Origin of the sequence: Legionella santicrucis (assembly GCF_001468135.1) — a bacterium.
In the GTDB taxonomy this organism is placed as follows: Bacteria; Pseudomonadota; Gammaproteobacteria; order Legionellales; family Legionellaceae; genus Legionella; species Legionella santicrucis.
Genome location: NZ_LNYU01000024.1, coordinates 323,255 through 341,242 on the forward strand (window position 1 = coordinate 323,255; position 17,988 = coordinate 341,242).

Sequence of the window (17,988 nt, forward strand, 5' to 3'; positions counted from 1 at the left end):
TGTTGTTACCATGCCAAAACGAACCGATATTAAATCCATTCTTATTCTTGGGGCAGGTCCTATAGTAATAGGGCAAGCTTGTGAATTTGACTACTCTGGCACTCAGGCTGTACGTGCTCTAAAGGAAGAAGGATATAGAGTGATCCTCGTAAACTCTAATCCCGCAACTATAATGACCGATCCAGAACTTGCAGATGCGACCTATATTGAGCCTGTTTCTTGGAAGGAAGTGGCTCGAATCATTGAAATTGAGCGTCCAGATGCTCTTTTGCCTACCATGGGGGGGCAAACTGCTTTGAATTGTGCATTAGATCTGGTACGTGAAGGGATCTTGGCAAAATATAATGTTGAAATGATAGGCGCGACACGGGAAGCAATTGATCGTGCTGAAGATAGGGAAAAATTTCGACAACTGATGATTAAAATTGGTTTGGAGATGCCGCGATCAGCTATTGCGCACAGCATGGAAGAGGCGATACAAGTGCAAGCGCGCTTGGGTTATCCGGCGATTATCCGACCTTCATTTACTATGGGGGGCAGTGGCGGTGGAATTGCTTATAACCGTGAAGAGTTTGAAGAAATTTGTATGCGCGGTTTAGAATTGTCGCCAACCCATGAATTGTTAATCGATGAATCAGTATTAGGTTGGAAAGAGTTTGAAATGGAAGTAGTACGCGACAAAAATGATAATTGTATTATTATCTGTACTATTGAAAACTTTGATCCTATGGGAGTACATACAGGCGATTCAATTACAGTTGCTCCAGCACAAACGCTCACTGATAAAGAATACCAACGTATGCGTGATGCTGCAATTAAGGTATTAAGAGCTGTTGGGGTTGATACTGGGGGTTCCAATGTGCAATTTGCCATTAATCCTGAAGATGGGCGCATGCTTGTGGTAGAAATGAACCCGAGAGTTTCTCGAAGTTCTGCATTAGCTTCTAAGGCAACAGGTTTTCCAATTGCAAAAATCGCGGCGAAGCTTGCTGTAGGATATACTCTTGATGAGTTAAAAAATGAAATTACTGGAGGTAAGACTCCTGCTTCATTTGAGCCAAGCATTGATTATGTAGTGACTAAAATACCTAGATTTAACTTCGATAAATTTCCTCAAACTTCAGATACCCTAACGACACAAATGAAATCTGTTGGTGAAGTTATGGCCATAGGCTCTAATTTTCAGGAGTCCTTACAAAAAGCGATTCGTGGGTTAGAGATAGGTCGTTGCGGCTTACATCCATTGTTTTTAAAAGGTGATTTAGCACGCTTAAGGGGGAATTTGCGTGAGCCTACTCCAGATAGACTCTGGTATATTGCCGATGCTTTCCGGAAAAATATGTCTCTTGAGGAAATTCACCAGGAAAGTCGGGTAGATCCATGGTTTTTGGCACAAATTGAAGAATTGATTACCTTAGAACGTTCTGTTACTGATAAGACATTAAATAATATTGATGCAGCAATGCTGCGCTTATTGAAAAAGCGGGGGTTTGCAGATGCTTATTTAGCCAAGATTTGGTCGTGTACTGAAGAAGAGGTTCGCAAAAAACGCAAGGAATTAGGAATCTTTCCTGTCTATAAGCGCATTGATTCTTGTGCGGGTGAATTTCCCAGTGCTACAGCGTATATGTATTCATGTTATGAAAGTAGTTGTGAGGCTAATCCTGATTTAGACAAGAAAAAGATTATGATACTTGGTGGAGGCCCCAATCGAATTGGTCAAGGAATTGAATTTGATTATTGCTGCGTACACGCAGCTATGGCGCTTAGGGACGCAGGTTGTCAAACCATCATGGTAAATTGTAATCCGGAGACAGTGTCTACTGATTTTGATACCTCGGATCGTTTGTATTTTGAACCAGTGACTTTAGAGGATGTTTTAGCCATTGCTGAAGTAGAAAAACCTGATGGGGTAATTGTGCATTATGGTGGCCAAACCCCGTTAAAATTAGCTCGTGCTTTAGAAGCTAATGGCGTGAAAATAATAGGAACTTCCCCAGATGCAATTGATAGAGCAGAAGATAGGGACCGTTTCCAAAAATTAGTCACTGAATTGAAATTACACCAGCCTGACAATGGCACAGTTCGTAGTGAAGAAGAGGCTATTGCCTTAGCAAATAAAATTGGTTATCCCTTGGTTGTTAGGCCATCTTACGTGCTTGGCGGGCGTGCTATGGAAGTTGTTTATCAGGAAGAAGATTTGCGCCATTATTTGTCCCATGCTGTTGCTGTCTCTAATGATTCGCCAGTATTGTTAGATAAATTTTTAAATGATGCGATTGAAGTGGATATTGATGCAGTTTGTGATGGCAAGGAAGTATTAATCGGAGCCGTAATGGAGCATATAGAACAGGCGGGTATTCATTCAGGAGACTCTGCGTGTACTTTACCTCCTTTTAGTCTTAGTGTTGTTGTACAACAGGACTTAATGGAGCAAATGCGTCAAATGGCATTGAAGTTAGGTGTGGTAGGTTTAATTAATGCTCAATTTGCAATTCAGGCTGATGATATTTATGTTTTAGAAGTTAATCCAAGAGCTTCAAGGACTGTACCTTTTGTATCTAAAGCTACCGGGCTTCCTTTAGCTAAAATTGCTGCTCTTTGTAAATTAGGTGTTAGTCTAAAAGAGCAAGGATTGAGTCAGAATCATCACATGCCATCGTTTTATTCAATTAAGTTGCCTGTATTTCCCTTTATTAAGTTTTCTGGAGTAGATTCTATTCTTGGTCCAGAAATGAAGTCTACTGGCGAAGTAATGGGTATTGCAAGACGTTTTGGACAGGCTTATGCTAAAGCACAATTGGGAGCAGGCAGTAATATTCCCAAACGTCGTCGCGCTTTTGTTTCTGTTCGAGATGCGGATAAAACGCGAGTAGGAGAGATTTCTAAGCGCTTAATTGAATTAGGGTTTGAAATCATAGCAACACGTGGTACTGCTTTGGCTTTGCAAGCGGCTGGAGTTGATTGCCGAAGAGTGTTTAAGGTCAACGAAGGAAGACCACATGTTTTAGACTTTATAAAAAATAATGAAATTGATTTCATTGTAAATACAACAGAAGGAAAGCAAGCTATTGCTGATTCTTTTGCAATTAGACGCAATGCATTGCAACATAAGGTGAGCTACACTACGACCTTGTCAGGTGCTGAGGCTGCTTGTCTTGCAATGAAATATGAAGACAGAGAAACTGTAACACGATTACAGGATTTACATTAAGAAAGGAATTATATTGAGGTAGATATGAGCAAATATCCTATGACAGTACATGGTGCAGAAGCATTAAAAGAAGAATTACACCGATTAAAATTTGTTGATAGACCTCGCATTGTGGATGCGATTGCCACGGCTAGAGCACATGGTGACTTAAAAGAAAATGCGGAATACCATGCTGCTCGTGAACAGCAGAGTTTTAATGAAGGGCGTATTCAGGAGTTAGAAGCAAAATTATCTCATGCTCAAATTATTGATATCAGTAAATTGCCCAACAATGGCAAAGTAGTATTTGGCTGTACCGTGACTATTTGTCATGTGGCCAATGATACAAAATTAACTTATCAAATTGTGGGTGAAGATGAAGCAGATATTAAACAGAATAAAATCTCTTACAGCTCACCTATAGGGCGCGGATTAATTGGCAAAGAGTTAGATGATTCTGTGACAGTAAATACCCCTGGAGGGATGGTCGAATACGAAATTATTGATGTTCAATATATCTAAATAAGAAATACCTATCTAGCGAGGTCTGCTCTATGCTTCGCTTCTATCGCTGAGCGCGCTATGGCGCGCAAATTTATTTCACTTTTGTGATAATTCGCTAGCCCTCTTCTTTGAGTTTGGAAAAAGAGAGTAATTTCTCAATAAGTCCGAGAAAGGGGGGGGACCTCGCATTAATGTAATAATATTTCTGAGTACTCTTTTTTTGGGGGCAATTTAAAATCACCTAATGTTTTCAATTAATTTAAGTATAATTCTTCTTAAATTGTCCCCAGTGAATAGAATTAAGGTGAAAGTATGCAACCCGAATTCGAGAAGTTTAATGAATTGCCACCAGCACTTAAAATGGAAACCGCTCAAAATTTATCAAACCATGATTTAGTAAACTTAGCTCAGACATCAAAATATCATTCGGGGGCGTCTCTCGTTGCCGAAGGGCTTGGGGGCGCGCGGGGTTCGCTGGCGGGGGCTCACGATTTGGACGCCATGACGGCATTATGTAAAGTAAGAACAAACGATTTTATCGATCTCAAATCGTAACTTGAAGCCCAGATGACGCTAGATAATTATCACCAAGTATCTCATATTTGACCGAATTGACATTATGTCGATGAAGAAGCTAGGCGGTGTAAGCTGCTACATGCTCATCCCCGCACCTGAAAAAGCATTTGCTGTTTGCTCCTTGTCTCTTGGCCATAAGTTAAAATTTGGGAAAGTGAGATTTTGGATTCTGTGGACAAGCTAGAATGTAGATGCCCCTTTGCTGTCCAGGCTTATTGAGATGCTATAAAAGAGATATATAACGCTTTGATATGACATATAAACATAATCAATTGGATTGTTTTTGCTCTATATGGCTAAATAATAAATTATGAGTTGATGATTGAGAATGTTGAGATAATAATGACTAGTTTCCCCAAAAAATTCATTTCTGAAGTCGAAGACTTTGAAAGACGATTGCAAAAGTTAAACGAGTTAATGAAAGAAATGGAAGAGAGAGGGCAGACTCAGGGTGAGGAGTTTAAACAAGCTAAGTTATTAAAGACTTATGTTGAGGATAATAGAAACAAAAAAGACTTACTAACTCCTTCCAGGCAAGAAGGTGGCATTCCGGCAAATCTAAAAGCTGATAAAACTAATATCTTGGATGCTTTTGTGAGACATTTTAAGCCATTCATACAAACAATTGGCAATTGTATTAAAAAAATAGGCAAAATTAATACGTCTTTACCCGAAACGATTACAAAACTTAGAGAAACACGAGGAGAATTGAAATGCTCACAACAAAAATTAAAAACGATGGTAGCATATTTAATAAATGCTAGGGAGGAACTAGCTAAGCAGTGTACAACCCTTATAGGTGCGGTGGCGGCGCATCATCAAGAAGGTAACGAGATACAAAAGCAGCGGGCACTTCTACAAAAAATACAATCACCTAATTACTTAATTAAAGACAAAACAATTAATGGTCGAGTAATAAAAGGCGAGGTAATTAAAGACGAAACAATTAAAACGTTGAAAAATAATATCTCAAAGTTACAGAAAAAACATCATGAATTTGGATGTAGTATAAAGGAAAAAGAGCGTCAGTTAAAAGATGCTACTGCAAACTTAAACCTTGCCTATGAAGGTTTGAAAGAGGCTATACTCTTGCATAGAGCAGCAGTCAAAAGTGTAGATAAAGCCATTAAAAATGTGGAACAAGCCACTAAATACGAGGAACAGTGTATCGACAAACAACAACGAATAAAAGAAGTACTTTTAAAGGTCAAAGCAGAATCGGAAGAAGCTAAAGAACTCACGAAATTAACTGAAGAACTATTGGAACCCTCTTATCCAAGGCGGTAGTACCTATCCGAAATTGCTTCTATCTTATATAATTTAAATAAGGCACTTGATGCTTTAAATAAATTAAATTCCAGCGGTTGCGATTACAGGACGTAATAATGAGCAAATTTTCTGAATGGTTTCAAACAACTCCTATTCCAGCAGATGTAATACCTGGCTATTATGATTTGAAGTTAGTAGTTTTGTCTTACGTAATAGCTGTTTTTGCATCTTATGTTGCGTTAAATCTTGTCGGTCGCCTTCGTTCTGAAAAAAATAGTCAAATTCGGTTTTATTGGCTTGCCGGTGGTGCTTTTGCCATGGGTTCAGGAATATGGTCAATGCATTTTGTTGGAATGTTAGCTTTTATCATGCCTATGCCTATGGAGTATGATGTAAGTTGGACAGCCGCTTCATTAATTGTTGCTGTACTCGCCTCTGTATTAGCTTTATTTATTTTACAGAAAAAAGATTACTCCATTTTTCATTTTGCGTTAGGTGGATTAATTGTTGGTCTTGCTATTTCTACCATGCATTATATGGGCATGGAAGCAATGAAGATCCATGTGAACATTCACTATTTGCCCGGCTTGTTTTTTCTTTCAATTGCTATCGGAGTTGCTGCTGCAGAAACTGCAATTTGGCTTGCTTTGCAAAGCAATTATGGTTCAAAGAAAAGACAATTTAATTTGAAAATCATAAGCTCTTTTCTCATGGGATTGGCTATTTGTGGCATGCATTATACAGGTATGGCTGCCGCTGTGTTTACACCCAATTTATCACATAGCATGGTACACGAAAATTCGGCAATAGCACCAAGTTACTTGGCCTATTTTATTACAGGATTCAGTATCTTGATTTTTACAATTGCACTCACCGCATCTGGTTATTACCAGAAAATGATTCTTGCTATAGAAAATGAGAAAGAATTTCTTAACGCAATGCTTGATAATTTAGAAGATGGAATCATAGCGTGTAATGCGGCAGGTAGAATTACTGTATTAAACCATACGATTCAAAAGTATATCAATTCAGACAAGATAAACAAAAATATTAATAATATATTGGATTATTTGAATCTTTTTACTCTAAATAATACGCCAATCAGTTCAGATGAATTTCCACTTAAGCGGGCTCTGAGAGGGGAGCTTGTTCGTGGGGTTGAATTAATGATGCATACTAAAAATGATGGGGTACGGCAGGTAGTGATCGATGGACAAAAAATTATTAATTCAGAGAAAAGCAATTTAGGTGCTGTTATTGTCATCCATGATGTTACTGATCTCAAACAAACTGAGAGATTAAAAGATGAGTTTGTTTCTACCGTAAGCCATGAATTACGCACCCCTCTTACTTCCATACGTGGTTCTTTGGGATTATTAGTGAGTGGGATCATGGGGGCGTTTCCTGAAAAAGCAAAAAAATTGCTTGAAATAGCGAATAACAATTGTGAACGGTTACTTTTATTGATTAATGACATTCTAGATATTGAAAAAATTGAAGCAGGGAAAATGGATTTTGAATTAAAAGTGATCGAATTAAATCAAATAGTTAAAGAGTCAGTAGACATTAATAAAATGTACGCAGAAAAATTTGGCGTAAGCATTGATTTAATCCCCAATGATGAAGAATATTTGGTTTCAGTAGATTCTGGTCGGTTAATGCAAGTTTTAGCAAATCTAATCTCCAATGCGTGTAAGTTTTCTTATGAAAATGAAAAAGTTACTGTTGCAGTAAAACAAATGGACTCATCAGTTCGAGTATCCATTGCAAATAGAGGTATAGGCATATCAACCGAATTTCAATCACGTATTTTTCAAAAGTTTTCTCAAGGAGACTCTTCAAACACTCGAGGAAAAGGTGGAACAGGTTTGGGATTGAATATTAGTAAAACAATTATTGAAAAACTGGGTGGAACGTTACATTTTGAGAGCAAGCCTAATGATCTAACGACTTTCTATTTTGATTTACCGCTAATACAGCAACCACTTGTTTCTCATGAAGAAAATAAACTATTAACTTTAGAAACGAGCAAAAGATTGCTGATTTGTGAAGATGATAGTGATCAGGCCAATTATCTAAAATTACTTTTAGAGTCTGCTGATTTTATTGTTGATGTGGCTATTAATGCTGCTGATGCACGAAAGTTATTAGAAAATCATGAGTATCATGCGCTTTTGTTGGATTTAATATTACCTGATCAAGATGGAATTTCATTCATTAGAGAGTTGCGTACCAATCAAAATACCATGAATTTGCCGGTTATAGTACTTTCAGTTATTGCTCAGACAGGAAAAGAATTATCTAATGGAGATGCTGTTTCAATAATAGATTGGTTAGATAAGCCTATTGATTTTAATAAATTACTTACGGCAATTAATAAAATACAGAAAAAAGATTCTCAAGATTTTCCTCATATATTACATGTTGAAGATAATAAGGATACCCAAGAAATTGTAGAAGCGCTTCTTGAAAAACATGCGAAGGTAACTACAGCAAATAATTTAAAAGAAGCAAAAGAAATGCTGAAAAAAGATAAATATAATTTGATCATCTTAGACTTATTATTGCCAGATGGAAATGGAATAGAAATTTTGCCGATGATCTCGAAATATCATGCACCTGTTCTCGTATTTTCTGATACCAATTTAAATAAGGATTATTCTAGGTTTGTAAGTCAAGCGTTGCTTAAATCCAATTCTTCGAATGAAATTTTACTTAATACGATTAAAAAACTTCTTTAACTAATTAATTAAAGGGATAGAAAATGCCTAAAGAACTTAAAAAGATTTTATATGCAGAAGATGAAGAGGACATAAGAGCAATTGCACAAATCGCCTTGGAGGATATTGGTGATTTTACAGTGAGGTATTGTTCTAATGGTAAAGAGGTTATTGATGCAGCGAAGGAGTTTATTCCCGATTTACTTTTATTAGATGTAATGATGCCTGAACAGGATGGACCAACCACTTTATGTGAATTACGGAAAAATCCTGAGTTTATGGAAATACCTGCTATATTTATGACGGCTAAAATACAAAGTGATGAAATAGCAGAGTATAAGTCTATAGGAGCAATTGATGTTATTAAAAAACCTTTTGATCCTTTGACTCTTGCGATTTCAATAAACAATGCTTGGTTAAAATATCATGGATGAGAAGATACAGAAAAAATTACATAATCTTTTTATGCGCTACCGTAAGCAGCTTCCTGAGCGAATTTATAGTTTAGAGTTGCAATGGCAAGCTCAACTCAAACAATGGGATTTAGCGGGTTTCCAAGAATTCCATCGCAATGTACATAGCTTATGTGGTTCTGCTGGAACCTATGGTTATTTGGAGTTGGGTAAGACTGCTCGGCAGATGGAAATATTATTAAAAAATATACTTGCTAATGGGAAATTAACAGAGGACGATCGAGAAAAAATTACTTCATATTTTAATCAATTAAAAGGCGTATTGGCCCATGAAGACTCGCCACAGTCACTCGTTTTTATCGCTGAGAAAAAATCGGCAGATAATAAATTAGTCTATATTCTGGAACAAGAAACAGCATTAGTCAACGAGTTAAGGGCTAGCCTGCAACAGGCTGGATATGATACACAGCATATAAAAGATATGACATCACTACAGAATTTAATTCAGAAAAATCAACCGATTGCGTTAATTATTGATACTGATTATTTAGATAAATCCTCTATTGAATACCTAACTACTGTAGAAAAACATCAGAAAGGGCTCATTCAATTATTTTGTATTGTTCCTAATGCAGATTTATTACCTCGGCTCACAGCGATACGTGCTGGTTGTGTTGCTTTTTTTCAAAAGCCGCTTGATGTTTCTTATATGATACAAGAAATAAATTTAAATTGTACTTCACCTATTAATGAAGCATACCGAATTTTAATTTTGGATGATTCACAATCATTAGCGGAATTTTATTCGTTGATTTTAAAACAAGCGGATATGATTACTCGAGCTATTACAAAACCTTTGGACTTATTAAAAGAGCTCGAAACATTCCAGCCGGATTTAATTTTGATGGATATTTATATGCCGGAGTGCTCAGGTTTGGAGCTTGCAACGTTACTTAGAAAAGATAGGCGATACACAAAAATCCCCATTATTTTTCTATCTACAGAAGATGATAAAAATAAGAAATTAGCGGCAATTAGTTTAGGTGGAGATGATTTTCTCACCAAACCTGTTTCGCCACAAGATTTAGTTTCCGCAGTAAGATCGCGATCCAATCGTGCGAGTATCTTAAATTATTACATGACCACAGATAGTTTGACTGGTTTATTAAATCATTCCAGTGTTTTAAATCGTTTAAATATTGAAATTTCCAGAGCAAAACAACAGCAGTCATCGCTTTCTTTTGTGATGATTGACATTGATAATTTTAAATTAATTAATGATACCTATGGCCATCCTTTTGGTGATACGGTGATTAAAAAGCTTGCTTCTATGCTGATGATGGGGTTACGTAATCAAGATATTATTGGACGGTATGGTGGAGAGGAATTTGTACTAATATTGCCTGGTGCCAATCTTGAAAACAGCCAAAAAATTTGTAATAACTTGCGCCTTCAATTTTCTAATCATGCTTTTACAATAAATGAGCAACAAGTGCATGTAACGATTAGTATTGGAATTTCGAGTTTGACTCACAGTCATGATTTTAATGATATTGTAAATTATGCAGATCAAGCGTTATATAAAGCAAAGCAAAATGGGAAAAATCAGGTGGTTGTCTATTCTGAACATTTAATCTTAAATTAAATTCTGTTGATGAGTATTGTTATAAGACCTCTTGGCAAACTATGAGAATAATCAATGATAATCCTATTACAGGGCGGATTCTTGTCAAGTCAGTGGAAATATATCTTCGCTTAATAGATAAAAAAATGCATTATAAATAATCATCATGATATTATTTATCCTTTTGTTTAAAAGAGGGTATTATGAGTCAAGAAAAAAGAGCGCAAAAAACTCTTTGGGATGCTTATTCTTTTAGTATGGGATACACAATTTTTACAACATGTATAGGTCATCCAGCAGAAAGATTAAAAGTTGCAATTCAAACAAATCTTGCTCAAAGTTCTTATTCAGTTATAAAACAATTTGCTGGCTTGGAATTAAAGCATTTTTCTACAGGATTTTTATCATGTGTTATTCGTCAACTTGGAAAAGTAGCATATAGACCATTATTGATTACTCATATGCCAAAAGAAATTGATAAGCTCCAGCTTCCTATGCTTTCTGGAGGTGTGCTAAAAGGAGCGATCGCAAGTGTTTTTGATACTGTAGTTGTTAGTCCAATTGAAAACATCAAAACAGTACAAATGAGAACTATTGCAAGTCATACTAAACCTATAACACCTTTCCAAGCAATGAATACTATTTATCAACAAAGAGGTTTGCCTGGCTTTTTTTCTGGAAGTGTTCCTACGTTAGGAAAAGCGTTTCCTAGTTGGTTTTATTTATTTATGACATACAATGCAATTAAAACCAAACGCGAAAAACAAACATTTTTATCAACCATTTTATGGGCAACGGGTGCCTCAGCCCCAGTTGCTTTTGCAACTACGCCTCTTGATGTATTGAAAAGCCAGAAGCAAGCGGGTACGGGTAATAACGCACATCAATCATTAGGACAGCTTGCTTCTCAAATTTATAAAAATCATGGTGTTAGTGCTTTTTTTAGAGGATTCAATTGTCGATTAATGCATAAATCATTGTCTACAGCTGGTGCCTATATGATTTTAGATATGGCACATAAGATGTAATTTTAGGATAAAGATAAATTAACACCTTAACGAAGATAGCGAACTTAGGATTTCACACCAATTGAGTCCATATACGTTGCCTAATAACAGACAACAAAACTTTTTGATTGATTTTAGAGAGTAGTGCCTAAAATCAATCATGAGTCAAAGGGTACTATAAATAAATCAAGGTCCAAAATTAACATACGGTGTTTTGTTTATTGAAATAGACTATTTGTAATTTTCATATGTCTTATAAAAATAATTAATTGGATTTAAATTGTATTTTTTGCTTGAATATTATTCTTTTTGATGTATTTCAATGAGTATGCCAGATAGAAAACGATGATTGCATTAATTGGGATTTCTTAATGAAAATATCTATTCTGCTGAAACTTGTCGAAATAATAAATTAGAAGATAATGACGAACCGAGAATTTGGTGAGTTATAAATTATTTATGAGTAACTAATATGAATGCAGAAGATATAAGACTATTTTTTCAAACCTACTACACCAATCATTTTAATAATCCCCTGCTGTTTGAATCCAGGAATCAAGAAAGAGGCGATGCACTTCAAATTGTTTCATCTGCTTTGAGTAAAAATGATGCAGAACAAGTCGCTAAATATATTAAAATGTTTCTACCCTTAGCTGAGAGCGAGGTAGTTGCATCTAGGAATATAAGAAACCAATTTCGTGCAATCATTTATAATCCTGTAAAAGTGTTTGAAGCATATCTTCAGAATGAAGATAAGATAAGAATATTTTTGCAAACATTATATAATAAGAACACGAATAATCAGTTACAATTTGAATGTCGAACCGTATTAAATAGTATTGGAAAAAAAGAACTTCGAATTGTATCACCTGCTTTGAGCGAAGATGATGCGCAACAGATTGCGACTCATCTTAAAAAACTGTTACCCGCAGCAGCCATAGTAAATGTAGTTAATTCTCTCAAAACTCCAGGGCAATGTCGTGCCATAATTATTAATAGTGAAGAGGTTTTTGGTGTATATGTAAAAAAAATGGTGGACATGCTTAATCGATTTCATCCAATTCCAAGTGATCCACAACGTTTTGGCATGACTCACTTTTGGACCAACCCTTGTAATACAGTCATTGGGTATAAAACCAATATAGCCTCGCTCTATCATAGTGATAGTATGGATCCCAATATACGGAGGCAAGCTCTCGAAGAACTTCATAAGTTTAATGCGGATATAGAAAAATTTTACCCTGGATGCGAAATTAGAACGGAGCATCATAAACATGGGGATGCTTATTTGATTGATGCTTTTTCTTATGTCAATTATGTTTCATTGCAACACCAATTAAAATTAAAGGACTTAGGGGTTTTGTTTTTTTCTAAAAATCAAGATAAGTATAAAAATTCTAAAGCAGAGTTAACAGAGGATCTTCAAAAGGATATTGAGTTTATGGATAAGTCTCGTAAAGTGAATGACTAATACTTTAAGCAAAGGGAGTGTCTTTATTCTAAAATGGGGATTCACTAGAAATCCCCATATTTTGATTTAGAGCACGTAAAGTCTTAAGGTTGGAATACTTCCTGTTGCACACCACCAACAACCCATTGAGAACTATTAGGAAACTGACGGAAATGCCAAATTTCATCGAGCTGATTTATAGGCTCATCATTTTCTTTAACAGAGCCTGTAAAGCGGACACTTGCAATCAATGAGTTAGATTGCTTTGAAACATCCAGTAATTCTGCATCCAAAGTAATCACCTCTGTTTTATTAGGCATGTCGCCTCGCTCATCTAATTGCATTTTAATTTCTGCAAATACTTCCGGTGCGGTAAATTCACTCAAATCTTGAAGATTTTTTTGATCGTATGCAGCTTGTAAACGATTAAAAGTTACTTTAGCTTCACGCAAAAAAGTTTCAGGAGCAAAACCAATGGGGTATCCGGAAGCATTATTGTTACTTCCCATGGAACTATTACTAAATGATTGAGTAAAATTATTTAAAGGATTTTGATTAAAAGGGCTGGATTGTCCTGTTTGAAAACCAGGCTGCATTTTTTTGCGAAAGAATCCAACGATAAAGAAAAGAACTGCGCCTAAAATTAACCAAGATAAAATTCCACTGGTAACGCCATGTCCCATAAATAAACTGGTTAATAAACCACCGATTAATAAGCCACTTAATAGACCACCCCATCTACTCGAGCTTTTAGTGCTTTGCCCAATAACACTCGATTTTTGTGTTTTATTGGTTGAAAATAAACTACTTTGTGAGCGTTGAACACCAAAGCTTCTACCCCCACCAAAGCGTTTAGCAGATGCTTCGTGCACTAGTAGCCCAAAACTTAATAATGCAATAAGTAAATATGAAATAAACGTACGCATAGAAATAACCTTTTTTATTTAAGAACTCTTAGTATATATGAATCAGAGGGAATCTGTCTCTTTGTGTTTTAAATATATACTATTTTTTAGAAAATTATTCGTTTTTTAACTTTGGGGGTACGCGTAAGAATTGTTGGTTACATGCAGTTACTTTCCCAAATAGAAGAAATCATTAGTCCTCTAATAAGCCAGTGTTCACCGAGTAATGTCATTCTTTAATGAGCTAGAGGGTAAAATAGCCATCATTGTGAGCGCTTACCTTTAATAAGAAAACACTCCCTTTTTAAGGGAAAAAGATAATAATCATCAATGATTAAACAATATATTCTTCCAAGTTAAAGCCATTTAAAATCCCGGGTGTAAAGGGGTTCACCTGATTATTTGTTTTTAATAAATAACGTCCTGAATTGCTGTTCACTTCAAAAAGAATTTGTAAGTTGGAGCTATCTTGTTCATCAATAAGTACATTTACCTTTTCTAGAAGTTTGAATAAGGCCCATATTCCTTGTTCAGCGAGTTCGTAATGGTTCCCTTCAATAGAGTCAAGAGCAAGTTTTGCATTGGTTTGAGGCCAGGTAAAGTGAGTCATCGAGTCACTGCCTTGGTTATCCGATAATTTAGTTTGACCAATTTGTAACTCCAAGTTTGCAACTACAGGGTCAAGACTGATTTTCTGCAAACTGAAGTTGATTTTGCTTTCTTCGCCACGGTCGGGGAAAAACATATTTGTAATAATATTGGCCCGTATTAGTGCATCTAATGTTTCTGGGGTGATTGGTAATACAGTATCATTAACCGCTTTTGGTTTCCATTCTGCACTAGAAATATCTAAGAAAGGTTTTACATAGTTTTCAGTAAATGTGTTTAATGTTCCATGAGTGGAGAAAAAACGATTAAAATCATGAATCGCTATTTCCTCACGTTGTGATGAATCAAACGGATAACGTTGTGCAATGGTGGTTTGGAAGTCTCGATAGACGGTTTGTTTCCATTGTTGGTTAATATATTGGCGACTGTCTTTGATTAAAATACTCCAGGCATCACTTGCTAATTGTTTTGACCAAATACTTAAAGGTGTAGGTAACAGTTTTGCTTGATTATAAAGTAGACTTACTGGATCAGATGCGTTGTCACTAGCGAACCGTGTTCTTGTGATATTAAATGCAGTTTTTCCCTCATCATTTATCATGGATAAAGTAGAAATAAAACGTTCTAAATCAACGATTTTTAAGCTAAGCTCTTGAGTGCTAGAATGACTCATCAAATTCAAATCAGTAAATTGACTCGCAATAAACTGATTAAAAGGTGACGAGTTGTTAGTCAAGTCTGCCTTAGTTTCTTGTTGAATTAAGCCTATTATTTTACTTAAAGCATGGGACTGCTCTAAATTTTTAACGACTTGTCGCCCAGCTTGATAATCTTGATAATGAAACGGTTGCGATTTGCGCATAAAGGTTTGCCACCAGGTGACATAATCAAAGCAATAGGCTTGAATCAGCATCTCTTGTAATTGACCTAAATCATTGCGTGCAAGTACCCAATTTTCTTTTTGCAACGCATGGTTAATCTCAGGCATTTTCTGTATCACATCATCAAAACCAGTTCGAGTGAAATAAACAGGTAATTCATTTGTAGCTAAAACAAATCCATTAATCGCAATTTGTTGTTTCATTGTAGGAAAAAACTCTTTGGCAATAGAGTAATACAGATAACTTGTAGGCAAAGCATTAAGATAATTGCGAGCATCGGTAATGATTTGTTGTTTGATTATTATATTTTTTGGTGGTTTATTTAAGAGCCGTTTTAATAGAGTCAAATGCTTTTTTAAGGTGATTTCTGGTTGACTTTTCCAATGAGCAGCAAACCAATCATGTACTTGTATTGTTGAGAAATGTTCTGGTTGGCTAAGCATTAAGTAAATTTTCAACGCATTATATCGAGTAATTGGCGTATTACTTGGGTTATTAATAACTTCTTCGATTTCATTCGTTAGAGAAGATAAAAAATCACCATATAGGCGGTTGTCGGTACTATTTTGCAAATTATTTTTTAGTTGATGTACTGTTGGCAGTGATAAAGAATTACTTGGAATATGGCTCATTGTTTGTGCAGCATTCGATAAATGATAAAGAGCCTGTTTTTGTTTATCCTGTTGATTATTGAGTACGTCATAGGCAAGTAACTCTTTGCTTGCTTCATCCAGCAAGTGCGCTGTTTTATAATAATTGTAACTTAAAATCAGTAGAGCAATTCCAGCAATACTCGCTGTTACTGAAATAATGGTTTTTTGTGAAAACTTTCGTAGCTGTGGAATTTGGCTGCAATGTTCTTGGACTGTCTTTAAGGCACCCTCAACAAAATAGGCTCTGAAATTGGTTGCCTGAGGAAAAGTATCTTGAACGACTAATGCATATTCGTGTTGAATTTTTTTATTGAGACGATCAATACTGATCCCTCCTTGCTCAGCACTCGTAAAATAAATTGAATGCAAATGAAATAGCTTTGTTGAAACTCCATGTATTACTGCATGAATTGGGGTACAGAGGCTTGCCACCTGTAAGGGGAATTCACGAATTAAACTACGTCTCATTGTGGAGCGCGCAGGATGCATCTTATGAATGACTTGTTGATTTAGTTGCTCTATCAGTTGATTAAATTGTAACGCATAAGCTTCTTTCTTTTTTTTAGGCTCATTCATGCAATCAAGAGAAAATCCAAGAGGTTTTGCTAAATCGGTCGCATGTTCTGATTGATAAAACTCAGTAAAACCGGCTAAAGTATCCATTTTGGTAAAAATCAGAGCAAGCTCCACAGGATAACCCAAATTAATACCAAATCGTTCTAACAACTGTAGGTGCGCTTTTTTTTGTTCAGCAAATTGTGTGGGATCAGCAATAAGCAGGTCGTTTACATCAATACATAACACTATGCCGGTAATTTTTAGATATGAGTTACAACGATTTAACTGTTTTAGTGTATTGAGTAAGAGGCTTTTACTGTTGTTTAACCAATTTTCCCCCAACTCAATCATGATCCCTTGCTGATTAAAATAGACTTTTGCATGTTGCTCGCTAAAGACAGGTATTTCCTCCATGTTACCTTGTTTCAATAAGGCAGACTTTCCTTGTGCATTTTTTCCCGTAATCACTATAAACGAGAGTGGGTGGCTTTGGGGCTTTAATTGGGAAAGTATTTTTTTTATAGCATCACACAATGCGCGTAAAGAGTTGTCCATTAGCTCTCCAGAAGAGCGAGTTGTGAATGACCAAATAAAACTGATTTTGCTTTATTCTCTAATAAATATTGGCTAGTAAAAAAAGCAAAGGCTACTAAAGTTACAGCTGTAACCAGAGTGACTATGACTGTCTTATAACTTTTCTTAATAGTTTTAGGCAACGGGTTTTCGTTAAATAAACGGCGTGGCTGGTGAAAACGATTTTGCTGTATTATCTGATAGAGATCCTCGATGTAGTTGTCTAAAGCTTGTCGTCCATCAGGTTTAAGATGATAATGTCCCTCAAAGCCTACAATTAGAAAAAAATAAACCAATTCAATGAGATCGAGATATTGATTGGGTCGCTCTTTAATGTAATTAAGAATTTCAAAAAAACGATATTGAGGTTGAGCATCGCCATTGGTTAGTGGTGTAAAAGCCTTGAATTCGGCATTTATTTGATAAACACGCATGTAATTTTTACCAATGAGTTCATCTATGGTTGCCGTTATTAAATAATGAGCAATGATAATAAAATCCATGGGATACTTAGAAGCATCCATTTTGCTTTGAAACGCAAGCAGTTCGTGCTCAATGTTATCTCTAATATTTTCAATAGGGGGTAGTGAAGGGCTTAAACAAAGTCTTTCCAATAATGATAAAAGAGGGCCTGCTGCAGCAACCAGAGCATTAGTAGAAAAAGGAGCGATAAATAATTTAGAACGATAGTATCCCTGCGGGATAAGTGAAGTTCCCGAGTTGAGGTGATTGTTGACGAGCGAGACCGGATAATGCTCAGCTGTCATGGTCTTGCTCCTAATGAATCTTTGTTCCATGAAGTCAAAGTGCAAATATTCTTAACCCAATAAGGAAGATAATACGTTATGTACTACCTATAGTTCAAGTAGGCCAAGATTTATAATCTGGCCAAAATGATACGTTGCTTACTTTTATAACCACAGACGATTTGATATCTATCCATTCTGTTTACTTTAATGAAAGAATGGGAGGGAGATGGATATAACTTGTGAGAAATGGGCACTTTGAGGAGTGCAGAAACAAAATCTTTCGATTATTTTATTTGCATCACTC

12 protein-coding genes are annotated in these 17,988 nt (G+C 35.9%); 9 read left to right on the top strand and 3 right to left on the bottom strand.

Annotated elements, in window-relative coordinates; translation table 11 throughout:
- Positions 1 to 10 precede the first annotated feature (10 nt).
- From carB to Lsan_RS06155, 9 genes are all read left to right on the top strand, one after another.
- Complete coding sequence (gene carB, locus Lsan_RS06115; RefSeq protein ID WP_058513609.1) at positions 11 to 3,214, top strand: carbamoyl-phosphate synthase large subunit; 3,204 nt, start codon at positions 11 to 13, stop codon at positions 3,212 to 3,214.
- A 24-nt stretch (positions 3,215 to 3,238) separates the two neighbouring features.
- Positions 3,239 to 3,715, top strand: a complete 477-nt coding sequence (gene greA / locus Lsan_RS06120; protein WP_058466527.1) for a transcription elongation factor GreA — start codon at positions 3,239 to 3,241, stop codon at positions 3,713 to 3,715.
- Positions 3,716 to 4,009: 294 nt separating this feature from the next.
- Positions 4,010 to 4,252: a hypothetical protein gene (locus Lsan_RS22595; RefSeq protein WP_058513610.1), complete on the top strand. Its 243-nt coding sequence runs from the start codon at positions 4,010 to 4,012 to the stop codon at positions 4,250 to 4,252.
- 339 nt (positions 4,253 to 4,591) lie between these two features.
- Entirely contained in the window at positions 4,592 to 5,560 is a 969-nt protein-coding gene (locus Lsan_RS06130) for a hypothetical protein (RefSeq protein ID WP_058513611.1), read from the top strand.
- A 98-nt stretch (positions 5,561 to 5,658) separates the two neighbouring features.
- Complete coding sequence (locus Lsan_RS06135) at positions 5,659 to 8,283, top strand: MHYT domain-containing protein (RefSeq protein ID WP_058513612.1); 2,625 nt, start codon at positions 5,659 to 5,661, stop codon at positions 8,281 to 8,283.
- 23 nt (positions 8,284 to 8,306) lie between these two features.
- Positions 8,307 to 8,696: a response regulator gene (locus Lsan_RS06140; protein WP_058513613.1), complete on the top strand. Its 390-nt coding sequence runs from the start codon at positions 8,307 to 8,309 to the stop codon at positions 8,694 to 8,696.
- On the top strand, positions 8,689 to 10,320 hold the full coding sequence (locus Lsan_RS06145) for a diguanylate cyclase (protein WP_058513614.1): 1,632 nt from the start codon (positions 8,689 to 8,691) through the stop codon (positions 10,318 to 10,320). Before Lsan_RS06140 ends, Lsan_RS06145 begins: the two co-directional genes overlap by 8 nt.
- 182 nt (positions 10,321 to 10,502) lie before the next feature.
- Complete coding sequence (locus Lsan_RS06150) at positions 10,503 to 11,327, top strand: MC/SLC25 family protein (protein ID WP_058513615.1); 825 nt, start codon at positions 10,503 to 10,505, stop codon at positions 11,325 to 11,327.
- Positions 11,328 to 11,778: 451 nt separating this feature from the next.
- Complete coding sequence (locus tag Lsan_RS06155; protein ID WP_237762058.1) at positions 11,779 to 12,777, top strand: hypothetical protein; 999 nt, start codon at positions 11,779 to 11,781, stop codon at positions 12,775 to 12,777.
- A gap of 83 nt (positions 12,778 to 12,860) precedes the next feature.
- On the opposite strand, the gene Lsan_RS06160 is transcribed toward Lsan_RS06155, so the two are convergent.
- The 3 genes from Lsan_RS06160 to icmH form a co-directional block, all read right to left on the bottom strand.
- Positions 12,861 to 13,682 (bottom strand): Tim44 domain-containing protein, encoded by an 822-nt coding sequence (locus Lsan_RS06160; protein WP_058513616.1) that lies wholly within the window; start codon positions 13,680 to 13,682, stop codon positions 12,861 to 12,863.
- A 313-nt stretch (positions 13,683 to 13,995) separates the two neighbouring features.
- On the bottom strand, positions 13,996 to 16,917 hold the full coding sequence (gene icmF, locus Lsan_RS06165; RefSeq protein WP_058513617.1) for a type IVB secretion system protein IcmF: 2,922 nt from the start codon (positions 16,915 to 16,917) through the stop codon (positions 13,996 to 13,998).
- On the bottom strand, positions 16,917 to 17,702 hold the full coding sequence (icmH, locus tag Lsan_RS06170) for a type IVB secretion system protein IcmH/DotU (RefSeq protein ID WP_058513618.1): 786 nt from the start codon (positions 17,700 to 17,702) through the stop codon (positions 16,917 to 16,919). Before icmH ends, icmF begins: the two co-directional genes overlap by 1 nt.
- Positions 17,703 to 17,988 lie beyond the last annotated feature (286 nt).